This is a genomic window from Peptoniphilus timonensis JC401 (assembly GCF_000312025.1).
Classification (GTDB): domain Bacteria; phylum Bacillota; class Clostridia; order Tissierellales; family Peptoniphilaceae; genus Peptoniphilus_A; species Peptoniphilus_A timonensis.
The window spans coordinates 17,204-32,287 of sequence record NZ_HE978597.1 but is presented as its reverse complement, the minus strand read 5'-3'; the positions used below and the strand labels follow the sequence as shown (position 1 = coordinate 32,287).

The window sequence follows — 15,084 nt, the reverse complement described above, 5'->3', positions numbered from 1 at the left end:
AAACAAGCAAAAAAACTTATAGATGAAAATAATTTATTATCAAAAGAAGATAAAGAATATTACTATAATAGGCTTGAAAGAGCTAAAACTAGCTTAGAAGTAAAAAAGATTATAGATGAGATAGCTGATGGTGGTGCAGAAAGTTTAGCTATTTTAATGGAAAAGAAAGAAAACGCTAAAAAAGAATTAGATAAATTATCATTAAGAGAAAATTCAAAAAATTATTATGTAAGATTAATTGATAGTGCCGTTTCTTTAGACGAAGTAGATGAAATTTTAGAACTTGCAAAAGATAACCCTGATGGTTCTAAGGTTTTATTAGATGAAAAAGATATTGCGAGAAAAAAAATAAAAGAAATAAATAACTTATCACAAGAAGAAAAAGATAAGTATTTAGAAGATATTTATTATGCTATGGAAGTTAGAGAACTTGACGAAATAATAAAATTAGCTAATGAAAAAGCAAACGAAAACCTGGATAAAGCTAAAGAAATAGCTAAAAAAGAAGTTTCTGAACTGGTAAATCTTAATAAAGAAAATATTTCTCAAATAATGTCTGACATAAATGATGCTAAATCAATTGAAAAAATAGAAGAAATCAAAGATCAAGCAAGAGAACTAGATAATAATATTAAAACTGAAAATGCTCTTAAAGAAGAAAAAGAAGTTTTTAATTAAAAAGATTAAAGAATTTAAATATTTAACTGAAGCCAAAACAGACCTTTATGTTAGAGGCATAGAAAATGCTAAGTCTATTGAATTGGCAAATGAAATCTATAACAAAGCTTTAGAAGAAAATTCTAAATTAGAAACAACAGAAAAAGAGAAAGAAAAAGAAGAACTAGAAGAAAAATTAAAAGCCAAAAAAATAGAAGCTATTAATTTGGTAGAAAGTAAAGAATTGTCTGCATTAAGAAAAAATCTTTTAATTAATCAAATAAATAAAGCAGAATCAATTGAAGAAATTGATACTATTTTAAATAGTAAAATTTTAACAGAATCTGACAATATTAATGGTGATAAGGAAGATGAAGATATTACAGATCCTTCTGATCCTGTAGAAGAAAAAGATTTTTCTAAAGATACATTTGAAACCTTATCTGAAAATGATATTCTTAAAAAAATGCAAGAAATATTGGAAAACAAAGTAAATCTTTTAGATATATCTGATGAAAGCAAGGATGACTTGAAACAGGAATTAATCAGTATTAATTCTGTTTCAGATATAGATACTTTTATCGAAGAAAATAATTTAGATATCGTACCTATAATAAAGACAATTTCCTTTAATACACTGGATGATATCGTAAATAAAGATGGATCTAAAAATAAAATGTTAATTTCTTTTACAAGAAGTAAAATTTATAATGCAAATTCTTTAGAAGAAATTAAAAATCTTTTAGAAAAACTTATCTAAAATGAATAAAAATTGTAAAATATAAGGTATATTTAGAATGGGTTTAATTTACCCACTATTGTTTCTTTACAAAATCCCCCTGTAAATTTTTATAGGGGGATTTTTTGTTTCAGAAAAATATAATTATATATTAAGGTATTTATTATTTAGATAAGTATATTTAATTTTGAAGGAGAGATATTATGAGTAAAAACAAAATAATTGTTGACGGAATAACTTTTAATTATGATGATTTAGTAATTGATGATAATGTTATGGAAAATATCCACGACTTTATTGATGATTTAGAAGGAAGCCCCGATGAAGAATATGATTCATTTTATATGTATTTAGATAATGGATATTTAGTAATTTATTGAGGTGATAATTTGAATAAAAAGATTGTTTTAATCTCATCTTTATTAATCTCTTTAAGCCTATTGGCAACAGGATGTAAAAATGAAAAAAAAGTTCCTAAAGAAGACAATAAGCTAATAATAGATAACAGAGATGATAGAAATGAAGAAAAAAAGAAAAAATAAAAGTTTCAGAAACAGACCCTAATAAACCTTTTTTAGGTGTCTATAAAAAGTATTATGAAACAGGCAAAATTGAAGATTTAGCTTTAGACAAAGATGTTTTAAAACTCTATAAAGATGGTAGGTACCTACAAGGTGCCATCTCAAATTATAAAATTTATTCAGAAGATGAAATTTTTAAACAATTAAAAAAAACAGAGGATCAAGTATATAAAGAATTTCTTAGTATGCAGGGAGGAGATTCTGTTGAAGGGTTTGTTCCAAACTCATATTTTTATCTTAAAAAAATAGATTTTGACAAATTAGAAAAAATAATACCAATAATAAATGATAAAGTTAAAGAAATGGAACAAAACAATCAAGAAGACTTTTTCAAAAAGGATGAGGTAGCAGTAAGTTTTTCTTATCCTCCAAATAATGATGAATTAGAAAAAGTTTTAAAAATATTAAACTCTAAAGACTTTAAAGTTGATTCACATAATGTCAATTATAAAATAAAAATTGATCCTAATAAAGAAGGACAAAAAATTGATAAATTATTAGAAGAAATAGAAAAACAAGATAATATTCAAGGCACTTCTAAAATATGGACCAAGGATTTTGAAGAATATGAAGAACTGACAACAAAAGAAAAATATGACAAGATTTTGTTATCAATGAAAGATGCAAATGAAATAACACCTGAAGAAGAAGTTGTTTTAAGAGAAATCCTACATTCATTAGATGAAGAAAGTTTTTTAATTGATGGCGAAGAGGAATATATAAGAGGGTTAGATTATTTAACTGAAATGGAAACTGAATAAATAACATAAGGTTAGCTGTTCAATTAGCTAACCTTATGTATAAGAAAAAAAGAAGGTGGTTTTTTGACAAAAACTATTAATAAAAAATACAATAAAAATTTATATTTAGATTTTAAATATTCTTTTAATGATTTTAATAATTTAATCGGTGGTGCAGTTTATGCTCTTATAAATTTAGATGACTTTTTTAATGAAAGTGGATTTATCAAATTAAGATTTTTAGATACAGAAGGCTTAATCAAAAATAAAGCAAGGCTAGAAAAAATTGACGAAGTTTTTTATTTATTTTATATAGATGATTCTTTGTTTATTGGTAGAGAGGTTTTAGAAGAAAACTTTGTTATGTGTTTTATAAAAGGTACAGATGCATATATGAACGCACTAAAATCAAGAGCATACAAAGAACTCATTTATAGTAATACTGTTCCAAAATTAATAAATATTTTGTCAAATCAAGACCTTCCTATGCACAACGTAATAAGAAATAAATTCAATCGTTCTGTTGTTAATTGTAAAAACAAAAAAGTTATAGGATATGTGATGCCATGACTAAGAGTATTCAATTAAATTTCACAGATGATCAATATGATTTTTTTTACAGATTTGCAAAAAAAATAATTTATCTATATCAGATGTACTAAGAAAACTTATATTAGATGGTTTTATTATTTCTATAGGAAGCGAGGAATATCTGCAATTAGATGAAGAAATTAACAAATTAAACAAAAGTATAAAAGAGTATGGTATTTATGTTGTAGAAAATTATTCAGAAAAAGACAGAGATCTACAAATGGAAGAAATCTCAGAAATTTTAAAAGAAATAAAAAATATAAGAGAAGAACTCTATATACACTTTGATAAAAATCAGAAAAGAATGCAAGAATTTGAATCACTCTTGTTAGATGAATATTCTTTAAGAGAAAATATAGAGTTATTAAGAAAAAAAATAAAAAAATTTCTGAAATATATTTAAACAGATTGGGTGAAGATATTGAAAATATTTGATAACAAAGTAAAACCAAATTTTCAAAAACTTGATTTGGATTTGGATAAATATGATGGAAATCCTGATCCAGATGAACAATTAAGAAAACAAGACGAATTTGATTATAAAATGGGCATAGAAAATGCAAATCTTTTGAAAAAAACTTTTTTAATCCAAAAAAGAATAAGAAAAATATTAAGCTTTTTTGTCTGCATTATATTGGCCTTAATAATTATGTCTTTCCCGGTACGAGATCTTTTCAGTGATGTAAAAATCAATGAGCTTTCAAAAATTGAGGAAGAACAAAATATACCACAGTATAAAGATGTTGCAAAGGTGGAATCTTTTATTCAAGAAGATGGGGAAGTTTATGCTGTTTTAGAATCAGAAAAAGATATTTATAAAGTTGCTATAAATAAAGAAATGCAAAAAAAGATGAATGTGGGAGATACAGTACATTTAAATATTAAAGAAAGCTTAATCCCCACAATAAATATTGAGAAGGTAGTGAAAAAATAAATGGCATATCTTAGAGTAAGGAAATCATCTTCTATAAAGGCTTCAATAAATTATATTTTAAAAGATGAACAAACAGGTCATGGTTTATTAATAGAAGAAAATAATTGTAATCAATTTAATTTTGAAAAATTAATTTATTTAGATGAAGAAAAATATAGAAAGCAAGAAAGAAATATTAACTCTATTTATAAAAATAGTGAAGAAAATTATTTAGAAAGTTTAAAATCTGGTAGAGGAATACAAAATTTACAAAACAATCCAGATATATACGCATATACAGGTTTTATAACTTTTTCTTCCGAAGATGATATATCCTTATCAGATGCCAAAGATATAGCAAGTGAATCATTAAAAAAAACTCTAGGAGAAAGTGCAAGGTTTATTGTCGCATCCCATACACAGGGTAGAAATATACACGCACATTTTGTTTGTGAAAATGGCAGAAGTGTAGGATTACAAGCTAGAGAATTTCTTTTCAAAAATGCACTAAAAGAAAATGTAAATGAGGTGTGTAAAGAAAGAGGTTTATCTTCAATTTATGAAAGTATGTTGTATAATAGAAACAGACCAAAAATGACTTCAGTAGAAAGAATGGAAAGAAAAAAGAGAAATCCAAAAGAAAAGTTTTATACTTTAAATGATAGGGTTAGCAATTCTTTAAAACGCAGTATTTTTTCTTGCCAGTTTAGAACTACAGAAGAAGTAAAAAAATCTCTTGAAAAGGAAGGATATAAAATAGAGGATGAAAAAATTTATCCTCAATATAGAAATGTTCCTGTCCTTCTTTCTAATACTAGATTTAGATCATGGAAAAAGATTAAAGAGATTTTAGATGAACTAAATAAAATTAATGAAAAAAATTAAGGGAAGTTTTTAAGATGTACCAGGTAGATAAAAACCTTAGAAATAAAAATATTGATTATTTTGAAGAAGCTATACAAAAAATTTCAGCGAGAGATATGTACTTACATAAAGATAATGTAGAATTAGAAAATGTCTTTAGTCTAGATGACGAAGTAGATTTTATAAAAGATACTTATGAAAAAGAATTAGAATTTAGATTAACCTTTGACGATGATGAAGATCCCGAAATAGAAATGGAAAAGTATATTGAAGATTTAAATAGCCGAATCGAAAAAGGTAGAGAAGTAGTAGATACAATAAGTCGTATTGGCAAAGAAACAAAACAAATGTCTGAAGTATTTTCTAAATATATTGGTAATAAAAATATTACACACGAAGATAAAAAATCATTTGTTGAAGATTTAAGAAATAGTATGAATTTGGAATATGCCGAAAAAAATAAAGATGAAATTGACTTCGATTTAGATAACGAAAAACAATTAGACGATTTTATAGATTATGAACCAGATTTTTATTTAGAAGAATTGGAATTAGACAATAACGAAAATTTTGAGAAAGGTTTTACAGAAAATAGCCAAAACATTGAAAGAGAACTTTAATTTTTAATAAAAATAAGGCAAATCAAAAACAGGGCGTGTGAGTGTCCTGTTGTATCGTTTTGTTATTAGATTGATGGAATAGGTCTATTAAACAATAAAACATGAAATTTAAAACAATATGAACAGCATTTTTTGAAAAAGAAAAAATAATTCCAGATAAACTTAAAAATTATCTGGAATTATTTTATTATAAAGTTATTTTTTGATAAAATTCTAACCTTTCTTTATCTTCGTATATTTTTTCTATTTCATCTCTTATTTTTGAAACTAGAGTAGGATAAGTTAAAATTAACATAAGTTCTTCGGATTGCCCTGATTGCTTTAAACCTAATAATTCACCAGGACCTCTTAATTTTAAATCTTCTTTAGATATGTCAAAGCCAGAAGAAGAATTTTTCATAATTTGTAGTCTTGCTAATCCTTTTTTAGGGGAAACTAATACACAATAAGATTTATTATTTCCTCTTCCAACTCTTCCTCTTAATTGATGAAGTTGAGAAAGGCCAAATCTTTCAGATGATAGTATTACCATAACAGTTGCATTAGGAACATTAACACCAACTTCTACTATTGTTGTAGATACTAATACATCAATTTTTCCTTTGTTAAAATCTTCTATATTTTTGTCGATTTGTTCCTGTTTCATATCGCCATATATGGAAGATACGGAAAAATCTAAATTTAATGAAGATAAATAATTTTGAAAGTCATTTGTTATTTGTTTAACATTTTTTGCTTCTATTTTTCCTTCATCTATTAAAGGACAGACAATATATGCTTGATGTCCTTTCTTTATTTCATTAACTATATAAGAATAGGCCTTTTTAGTTTCATTTGTAGTTATTGTTTCAACTTTTTGTCTGCCTTTTGGTAATTCTAAAATATTGTAAATTTCAATGTTATTGCCATGAGTAATCAGGGCAAGAGATCTAGGTATAGGTGTAGCCGACATAGATAAACTATGAATTTCTTTATATCTTTTAGACAAACTTTCTCTTTGTTTTACACCAAATCTATGCTCTTCATCAATAATTTTTAATCCTAAATTATTGTATTCAACATTAGGTGAAAATCCAGCGTGAGTTGAAACTAATATATCAATAGTGCCATTTTTTAATTCTTTCAATATTCTATTTTTTTCTCTTGTTTTTGTAGATCCTGAAAGAAATCCTACAGTATATCCAAACTTTTCGGCATATTCTAAAATGTCTAAGTAATGCTGATTTGCTAGGGTTTGTGTAGGTGCAATCAAAACAGATTGATAACCATTGTCTGCTAATATAAACATTAATAAAAAGGCAACAATAGTTTTTCCACATCCAACATCTCCCTGAATAAGACCTTTTACCTTATGACCTTGTGACATTTTATTTAAAATATTTCTTATAGTTTTGTCTTGATCTCCAGTCAAAGGGAAGGGGAGAATTTGCACTTTTTCATCCAATTTAATATTTTTTAATTTTATTTCAGTTTCAATTATAGAATCACACTCTTTTTCCCTGGCTAACCAAAGATATTTAAATAATTTATCAAAAATTAATCTATCGTAGGCTTCTTTTAGTTTTTCATTTGAAGAAGGTTTGTGAATTTCAAAAAGACAATTTTCTCTTGTCATTATCCCAAAGCGATTTAATAAAATGTCATCCCAATCGTCTAAATCTTCTGCAAAATCAAGACAATCATCAACAATCTTTTCAAAATATTCTTTACTCATACCTTTGATTTTTACATATCTTGGTATAAGTTTTTTATGTTCATCAATTTTAGTGGAAAAATATAGAGGGCTAATAATTTCGTAGCTATGGTTATAAGGATTAATACTTATTTTCCCACAAACAATTACTTCTCGACCAACAAGGGGAAGAAGTTGTTGATATTTGTAAAATTGATTCATAAAAACTACATCTAATTTTTCTAATCTATCTACAATCGTTGCAACGACAGTCTTAGGAGTATATTTCACTGTCTTTAAATGTCCTATAATTGCGATATTTTCGTCAAAACCTTTTGAAACAGAAGTTTTTATAGTATAAGTTTCTGTAAAGTCATAATATTCCTTAGGTAGAAACTCTAAAACATCTTCAATAGTTTCTAGACCTTTTCTAATAAGTTGATTTTCCTTAGTTTTGGGTAGGTATAGTAATGATAATTCCATAAATTTAAAAACTCCTTTATATACAAATATTTAATAATTTTTGTAATCAAACTTACATAATATATTACTTAAACCAATAAATAATAAGAAAAAACCAAAAAACGCTAGTAAAATACAGGGTTAAGACGAATTAAAAAAATAGTAATTTTAGGAGGGATTCTTTAAAAAAATAAAAATTAGTCACAAAAGTTTTATTTTGTGACTAATTTTGCATCCTTATTTCCATAATTTTAGCCTTCCCCACTATTTTTCATAAAATTACTTGATAAAATATTTTCCTTCTTTTTCATAAACTGCTTTATCTCCATCTAAACATAAAGCTGGTCTAACATGTAATAAGTTTGTTTTTTTGATTTCTTCGATCATAAAAAATAGCTACAAAATGTAGCTATTTAAATGTGTTAATCTTGTTAATTTTTTTATAAGCGTGTTTTTGTTTCTATTGTAATTATATCTTTTTAAGCACAATAATAAACTCATTGCTCATAGTAGTTACTTTTTCCCCTTTTTTATTACTTGGTGAATTAAGAGATGGCATAACTTTATTATGAATATTCCTAGTAAAAGTAGTTATATGTTTTAAATTATACTTTTCAGCCAATTCAACTAAAATCTCATCAGTTTTTAGATATGAACTTTTCACAGTTCTATTTCCAACTACCCAAAATTGATAGCTGTCTTTTTTAGATTTTTTGGCACATTCTTTTAGGCAAAGATCTAAATCAAAGTAAAAACTAAAAACATCTCCAGCTCTTTTCATATCTTTTATTGATATATTATTTAAAGCTTTTTGAAGTATTTCGCTGTCTAATGTAGATTCAAATCCATTTTTAAAATTTTTACCACCTAAAAGATATTTGTCTAATCTACTTATATCTAAATTGTTTGCCTTATCTTCAATTCCAAACCATTGTAATGATAACTTGCTAAACTCTCCATAAGCCACTGTAGTTCTACTATCTCCGTATGGTGGTGATGTGATTAAAAGATCTACACAATTATCGGGAACGCTAGATAAAACCCTTGTATCTTCTAATTCAGTTCTAATATTGCATTTAAAATTGCCAACAACATTTGCAAATTGATGCATTTTATCTATGTTCGACTCGCAAATATTATAGAAAGTCTTTTTAACATCAGGGTTAAAGGTTAACAGTTTATCTTTAGCAATTCTAAACATCTTAAATTCATTATTTCTTTTGTTGGAAACAAGGCGAATAGTTTCACTAAAAGATATTTTAAAAAAATCTCTTACATAATCATCTTCAATTAAGTCGATTGCATTTTTAATAAGTTGTATTTGCAACATTACATAAGGTTTAAACCAATAACCAATGTTTTTAAAATTAGGAATCTGCTCAATAATAACAGTGTCGATGTTATTTTCCTTAAAAGCTTCCATAATAATATCTAAAGCTTTATCTCCCCAGCACTTACGAGCATAAATGTCTATCTCATTTTTATTAATATAATTATTTAAAACAGATATGTTTTCTTCACAATATTTAAAATCTTTTTCAAGTTTTTCCCTTAAAAATTTATAGCAATTGTCTAAGTTCTTTTTATCTATAACTGTTGTTTTAACCTTTGTTAAAAGAATTGATAAGGGGTTTAAGTCTGTTGCATATATGTTAGGAATTTCAGCTAAAATGCCTTCAACAGGTACAGTTCCTGAACCCGAAAATGGATCAAATAATGTCTTTATATCGCTAAACTCTTTCATTTTTTTAATTAATATTTCTACTTATAGGATAAATCATAGTTGCAGGATAAGAATGAAAAGAGTGTGTAAATTCGCTTGTATCATTGTCTTTAAAATCCCAATAATCATCTGGCAAACTTTTTATCCAATCAATAATTTTTTGATCTTTTTCAGTAAAATTTTTCAAATTTTTAAACTCCATATTAATTTATTATCCATTCAGTTTCTTTTATTTTTTTAAAATCCCATAGCTGAAAATCAAACAACTATGAGATTAATAAGAACTTATACTATTTTCTTGCCTCCTTTAATCTTCTTAATTTCGTTAGGATCTGTAGTCATCATTTCATAAAGTTTTGTATTTTTAGGGAATTGATCTACAAAAGGAATTACCTCACCTTCTGTAATTAAAAGCCCTCTACCTTTACCAGAGTTTTTGATATATGTTAATTCATTTTCTGAAATATTAAGGGCTTCAGCAACTATCTGTCTATCTGTAGATGCTTGATTAAATAAAAGTACATAAGATTCAGCATTATTAAGCATTGATCTTACGTTTTCATCTCTAAGCATATCTTCTACGTTTTGGGTGATTCCTGTTATGATACCATAATATTTTCTTGCACGTTTATATAAAGTGTAAAGGAAGTTTGACGAATATTTAGATGCAAATAATAAGTAAATTTCATCTATATATATCCATGTTCTTTTATTTCTTTTTCTATTTTCCACTACCTTATTCCAAACGTGGTTAAGTGTTACTAATAGACCTAAAGGTTTTAAAGATTCTCCAAGGTCTCTAATGTCAAAGATGGTAAATCTATTATTAATGTTTATATTAGATCTATGTGAAAATATATCTAAGGAACCTATAGCGTACATTTCAAGAATTGTAGCTAATTCATAAGCATAATCACCTTGGCTTCTCAATACGTTGTATAAGTCTTTTAAAGTTGGCATGGCTTCTGTCTTACCTGATATTATAGGTTCATATACTTTCTTTATAGATCTATCCAAAATAGATTTACTAGATCCATCTAATGCATAACCCTCTCCTGCTATGAGTTCCATAAAAGATAACATATAATCTGACTTATTAGAAATTGGATCACCATCTTCAGAATCCTGATTAAAGTTAATATCTAAAGGATTTATATGGGTTTTAGATCCAAGAGAAAGCTTTACAACTTCTCCACCAAGAGCAGAAGTTAAAGCACCATATTCTGCTTCGGGGTCAATTACAATAACGTCATCTTCAGTATTTAATATTACATTAACTATTTCTCTTTTAGCTCCAAAAGACTTACCAGAACCTGGTGTTCCAAGAATAAATCCGTTTCCATTTATTCTTTGTCTTCTGTCTAAATAAATTAGATTTTTTGTAATTGCATTAAGGCCATAATAGAAACCTGTTTTTTCAAATAATTCTTCAGACTTAAAAGGAATAAAGATTCCTGTAGCTGTTGTTGTTAATGTTCTAGAATTATTTAACAAGTTGAAACCTAAAGGAAGAACTGAACCAAAACCTGCTTTTTGTTCATAATCAAGTGCAGTAAATTCAAAAGAATTTCTTCTGCCAATTGAAGATATTTGAAATACATTGTCGGCTAATTCTTCTTCTGTTCTACCAGATGTTTCAATTAATAAAGTTGCCAAAAACATTCTTTGGTTTCTAGCATTTAATTCTTCTCTAAGATCTTGTGCATCTTGAAGATTATACTGTAATTTCATAGAAACCATTTCTTCTCCACCACCCATTGGAAGAAGTTTTTGTAGTTCGTTTAATTTTTGAGTGTTCATTAAGGTTATGTTCATGTCTAGATTTTTTAAAGCTTCTTCTTGTGGTATTCCTTGTAAATGAAATGTTATTGTTAATGGTATTGGAAGTTCTGTTATTTCAGATATAATTGAATCCTTAATTGATTTTGGATAATTTTTTGCATAAAGAACTCTACCATACCTGTTTCCTGCTTTGTAGGTTGATTTATCATCAAATGTAAAAGAAGTTGCTATCAGTTCTTTTGAGTTCATATTTTGTTTCATAAGATTTTCATAAGAATAATCTCTCCCATGAAATTCTGGATTGACAATAGAATCCAATAATTCAATTCTTTCAGAACCATTTAAAACTTTAACAGTATTTACGGATTTATTTCTTTTGTTATAAACAGCATCGAAAGCCTTTATAATTTCATCTTGGATTCTACTTAGATGCATTTTAGCTTCGTTATAGTCTGAAGCTTTTACAGAAAATGTTAAATATAATTTTTTAGAAATAACATTATGACCTTCTTTAATTTTTGCATTTATAATATCATTATATTCTTCTCTAAAAAGATCAAGTTTATCTTGTCTCATAGGAATTTTTGTTTGTGATTCCAATTCTTTAAAATCTGTTAATTTATTCTTTATAGTGATTGAAAAAGCAACATTAGAATCAAATAGATTAATGAGTTCACAATATTTTAAAAATATTTGTTTTTGATCTTCTTCAGAGATTAGCTGATAGTTCATATCTTTAAATTCAATTGTTTTTGAATATAATAAATTTTCTCTAACTTCACAAATTCCATCTGGAAAGATTCTATCATAATTTAATATTTCGTCTGCATATCTAGCTCTATTAAAATCATTCTTTTTACCTTTAAGTTTTTTTCAGATTCCTTTTGATATTCTAGGTATTGTTCCTGTTTAGAAATTACTCTTTTTTTCTTTTTTTCTTTTTTCTTTCTTCTTTTTCTGATTTTTTATTTACATTTTCTTCTTTTACTTTTTCTACTAAATCGTTTGGTACTTTTGGTTCTTCAGGTTTATTTTCAATTTTTTCTTTCTTTTTAAATAATGCCATTTAATCCTCCCACTTATATTGTTCCTATGTTCCATTCTTTTTTAAATCCAGCTTCTTTATCTTTATTTCTTTTAACTTTATATTCTTTTGTTATTAATGATCCATTAATTGGACCTTCCCAAGCTTTTTCTTCTTTTTCTAAATTATAAAAACTGCCAATAGGATTCATCCATAGTTTTAACCTGTTTTCTTTAGAACTATCCTCTTTGAATTCAGGTATTCTTTCACCAGTTATTCTGTCAAATCTTGATGAATTATTTAAATTAATTGGAATAAAACTATTTTCTTCAATAGTTGGATTACCTAAGTGTTTTAGTGTAATTCTATATGGAAGTTTTTGTACTCCAAATTTAAATTGAAACATAACTTTTAACCATTGCTCAAAGTTTTTACCATTTTTATTAAAAAAACCGAATAGAGCAAAAGGTATACAAGAAAAAATAATAACATAGGACATATCCGTAATTGACATAAATGATTTAAGAATGAAAACTTCTAAGATAGATAGAGCTATAGCTCCACCAATACATCCAACTTGTCTAACTGTATATCTACCTAGTATTCTAGGTTTATATGATTTCATGTCATTAGGTACTGGTACAATTAACATTTATTCCTCCTTAATTTGCTCCTGTAATTTTTTTAGATATTGGCTCTGCTTTCTTTAAAAGTTGCATAAATAATACTGTTAAGAACACTCTTGAAAACATAGATATTGGTAATGTGAAAGCATTAACATCTTTATTATTGACTGCTTCTTGAAGATAATTACTTCCATTAAATAATATGTTTATAATTTTACTTCCTCCACCATTCGATGCTACGCCAAAAAATGCATCAACATTATTTGCTATTGATGAATAAAGTGCTATAACTATACCAATAACAATTAATTCTCCTGCAAACGCAAATAATGTTCTTAAAAAATTCTTTCCAGCAAGAGAGGTTTCTTCGTTTACAAGTGTTGCAACTCCAATAGGTGTAACTAAATAATAGATTACTATTTTAATAATTAAAGAAGCAAATGTTAGGGCTATAAATAAGGTCATAACTAATAATACCAATGATAATATCCCTGTTAATAGCCATGAAGCCCATGCCTCCATTAAATTTAATCTTCTAGCTAATTGCGTAAAAACCTCATCAGTAATTTTACCTTCAGTTCCAAATTCAGTTGAAACATCTAAAATATAATTCAAAAGATCCATAGCACCACTCATCATTGATTTAAATAAATTAGGTGATGCATCCATGAGAATTTTAACCAAAGCCGATTTTATAAAAAACTGCAAAGGAGAAAATACTCCTTGTGTTGAAAAGTTGTCATTTTTTGCTGATATATTAAATAAACCTACTAAGAAACATATAGCAAATACAGCGTACGCTATTCCCATTGTATATTTGATTATTTGAGTTACTGCCGTATTTGAAAATATCGTTGAGATACTTTGATTACTAAAAAAATTCCCAGCAAGTGTATCTATCTCTCTTTGTGATATTAGCTCGAAAGCACTTTTCATTATCCTTGCTTTTGATGGTAACATATACCAAACTCACTCCTTTCGTAAAAAGTTAATATATAACTATGTGGAATATACCAAATATTTCCTATTTTTTAAGATAAAATAAAAAAGACTGAAATTTCTTCCAGTCTAAAAAATATTTTTTATTAAGTGCCAATTGGGTTGGAACCACCTGATCCAGTGCCTATTCCTGTGAAAAGAACACCAGATACGGCTATAATTATTCCACCTACCATTTGCATTATTCCTTTCGATACTCCTGTTGGTTGTGATGATTGAAGATTTACTCCAATATTTCCTAAACCCATTATCATTAATAATCCTCCACCTGCAAAAAAGCTACTTTAGTTAGAGTTAACATTGAGTTTAAAAAATTTCCATCACCAGTATTTACATAACTTGCTGAAAATATAACTGCACCAATTGCTATCATTAAGACACCTTGGGTTGCCATAGAATCTTCACCTTGTGAATTTCTATAAGATATCCCAATTGTCGCAAGTCCAAATAACATAAGTGTAGTTCCAACAAATTGTATAAATTGTCTTAAAAGTTTACTGCCATCTAAAAACATTTTTTCAGCATATTGCATAGCAGTAGAATCGGCAGAAATAGTTGCAACTATTGTTCCACTTTTTGCAAATATACAGTTTGGAAAAAATATTAATATTAAAAATATAGCTATTATTAAATTTTTTCTAAATGTTTTTTTGTGCATTATATTTCCTCACTTTTTATTTTAGTTTGTATCGAAAAGTTTATCTCCGTTGTTCTTCATTAGATATCCAGCAACTGCCATTAGGATCCCACCTATAATAGCTGTAAGGGATTGACCTGTTTGTCCTGATACCCCATCTTTAATAGCCATACCAACTGTATATAGCCCCCAGATTGCCATGATACCACCAATGATAATAAAGAATGTTCCTAGAACTTCGGCTACTGATGAAAATAGTCCTTTACCTTTTTCCATTGCTTGACTAGTATCAAGTGTTCCTCCACTAGCAAAGCAAGTTTGTAAAAAAGCAAATAATCCTAGAATAATTATTGAATACATTAATACTCTTAGATAATATTCTTTATTTTCTACTATTTCTTGTTTTTTTGAAAGAATTAATTCTCCCATCGCTACCTCCTATTTTTCAAAATAA

19 protein-coding genes are annotated in these 15,084 nt (G+C 26.8%); 9 read left to right on the top strand and 10 right to left on the bottom strand.

Annotated features, from left to right (window positions below):
* The 9 genes from HGPT_RS07560 to HGPT_RS07525 all read left to right on the top strand — a co-directional run.
* Positions 1–678: GA module-containing protein (locus tag HGPT_RS07560; RefSeq protein WP_040542878.1), on the top strand; the 678-nt coding region annotated here is incomplete at its 5' end.
* Complete coding sequence (locus tag HGPT_RS07555) at positions 644–1,417, top strand: hypothetical protein (protein WP_019139234.1); 774 nt, start codon at positions 644–646, stop codon at positions 1,415–1,417. The genes HGPT_RS07560 and HGPT_RS07555, both read left to right, overlap by 35 nt.
* Before the next feature lie 182 nt (positions 1,418–1,599).
* The gene (locus HGPT_RS09075) at positions 1,600–1,776 is read left to right on the top strand and encodes a hypothetical protein (protein WP_019139233.1); all 177 of its coding nucleotides are present in this window, start codon (positions 1,600–1,602) and stop codon (positions 1,774–1,776) included.
* Between the two features lie 9 nt (positions 1,777–1,785).
* A complete protein-coding gene (locus HGPT_RS09070; RefSeq protein WP_019139232.1) occupies positions 1,786–1,938 on the top strand; it encodes a hypothetical protein in 153 nt (50 codons plus the stop codon).
* 224 nt (positions 1,939–2,162) lie between these two features.
* The gene (locus HGPT_RS07550; RefSeq protein ID WP_019139231.1) at positions 2,163–2,738 is read left to right on the top strand and encodes a hypothetical protein; all 576 of its coding nucleotides are present in this window, start codon (positions 2,163–2,165) and stop codon (positions 2,736–2,738) included.
* 63 nt (positions 2,739–2,801) lie between these two features.
* A complete protein-coding gene (locus HGPT_RS07545) occupies positions 2,802–3,287 on the top strand; it encodes a hypothetical protein (RefSeq protein ID WP_019139230.1) in 486 nt (161 codons plus the stop codon).
* Between the two features lie 442 nt (positions 3,288–3,729).
* Positions 3,730–4,242 carry a hypothetical protein gene (locus HGPT_RS07535; RefSeq protein ID WP_019139228.1) on the top strand — a complete coding sequence of 171 codons (513 nt, stop codon included), beginning with the start codon at positions 3,730–3,732 and terminating at the stop codon, positions 4,240–4,242.
* Positions 4,243–5,106 carry a relaxase/mobilization nuclease domain-containing protein gene (locus HGPT_RS07530; RefSeq protein WP_019139227.1) on the top strand — a complete coding sequence of 288 codons (864 nt, stop codon included), beginning with the start codon at positions 4,243–4,245 and terminating at the stop codon, positions 5,104–5,106.
* A gap of 14 nt (positions 5,107–5,120) precedes the next feature.
* Positions 5,121–5,705, top strand: coding sequence for a hypothetical protein (locus HGPT_RS07525; protein ID WP_019139226.1), 585 nt, complete (start codon positions 5,121–5,123; stop codon positions 5,703–5,705).
* A 187-nt stretch (positions 5,706–5,892) separates the two neighbouring features.
* On the opposite strand, the gene HGPT_RS07520 is transcribed toward HGPT_RS07525, so the two are convergent.
* The 10 genes from HGPT_RS07520 to HGPT_RS07490 all read right to left on the bottom strand — a co-directional run bounded on the left by HGPT_RS07520 (position 5,893) and on the right by HGPT_RS07490 (position 15,059).
* Positions 5,893–7,860 (bottom strand): ATP-dependent DNA helicase RecG, encoded by a 1,968-nt coding sequence (locus tag HGPT_RS07520; protein ID WP_019139225.1) that lies wholly within the window; start codon positions 7,858–7,860, stop codon positions 5,893–5,895.
* A 448-nt stretch (positions 7,861–8,308) separates the two neighbouring features.
* Complete coding sequence (locus HGPT_RS07515; protein ID WP_051007908.1) at positions 8,309–9,583, bottom strand: TRM11 family methyltransferase; 1,275 nt, start codon at positions 9,581–9,583, stop codon at positions 8,309–8,311.
* Between the two features lie 4 nt (positions 9,584–9,587).
* Positions 9,588–9,749: a hypothetical protein gene (locus HGPT_RS09315; protein WP_218914862.1), complete on the bottom strand. Its 162-nt coding sequence runs from the start codon at positions 9,747–9,749 to the stop codon at positions 9,588–9,590.
* Between the two features lie 98 nt (positions 9,750–9,847).
* Complete coding sequence (locus HGPT_RS07510; protein WP_425357429.1) at positions 9,848–12,163, bottom strand: VirB4-like conjugal transfer ATPase, CD1110 family; 2,316 nt, start codon at positions 12,161–12,163, stop codon at positions 9,848–9,850.
* Positions 12,164–12,260: 97 nt separating this feature from the next.
* Positions 12,261–12,410, bottom strand: coding sequence for a hypothetical protein (locus tag HGPT_RS09065; RefSeq protein WP_019139223.1), 150 nt, complete (start codon positions 12,408–12,410; stop codon positions 12,261–12,263).
* Between the two features lie 13 nt (positions 12,411–12,423).
* Complete coding sequence (locus tag HGPT_RS07505; protein WP_019139222.1) at positions 12,424–13,020, bottom strand: PrgI family protein; 597 nt, start codon at positions 13,018–13,020, stop codon at positions 12,424–12,426.
* Between the two features lie 10 nt (positions 13,021–13,030).
* Positions 13,031–13,954 (bottom strand): hypothetical protein, encoded by a 924-nt coding sequence (locus HGPT_RS07500; RefSeq protein WP_019139221.1) that lies wholly within the window; start codon positions 13,952–13,954, stop codon positions 13,031–13,033.
* 125 nt (positions 13,955–14,079) lie between these two features.
* Complete coding sequence (locus tag HGPT_RS09060) at positions 14,080–14,247, bottom strand: hypothetical protein (RefSeq protein WP_019139220.1); 168 nt, start codon at positions 14,245–14,247, stop codon at positions 14,080–14,082.
* Entirely contained in the window at positions 14,247–14,651 is a 405-nt protein-coding gene (locus HGPT_RS07495) for a hypothetical protein (protein ID WP_019139219.1), read from the bottom strand. The genes HGPT_RS09060 and HGPT_RS07495 overlap by 1 nt, the downstream gene beginning before the upstream one ends.
* A gap of 21 nt (positions 14,652–14,672) precedes the next feature.
* The gene (locus HGPT_RS07490) at positions 14,673–15,059 is read right to left on the bottom strand and encodes a hypothetical protein (RefSeq protein WP_019139218.1); all 387 of its coding nucleotides are present in this window, start codon (positions 15,057–15,059) and stop codon (positions 14,673–14,675) included.
* Positions 15,060–15,084 lie beyond the last annotated feature (25 nt).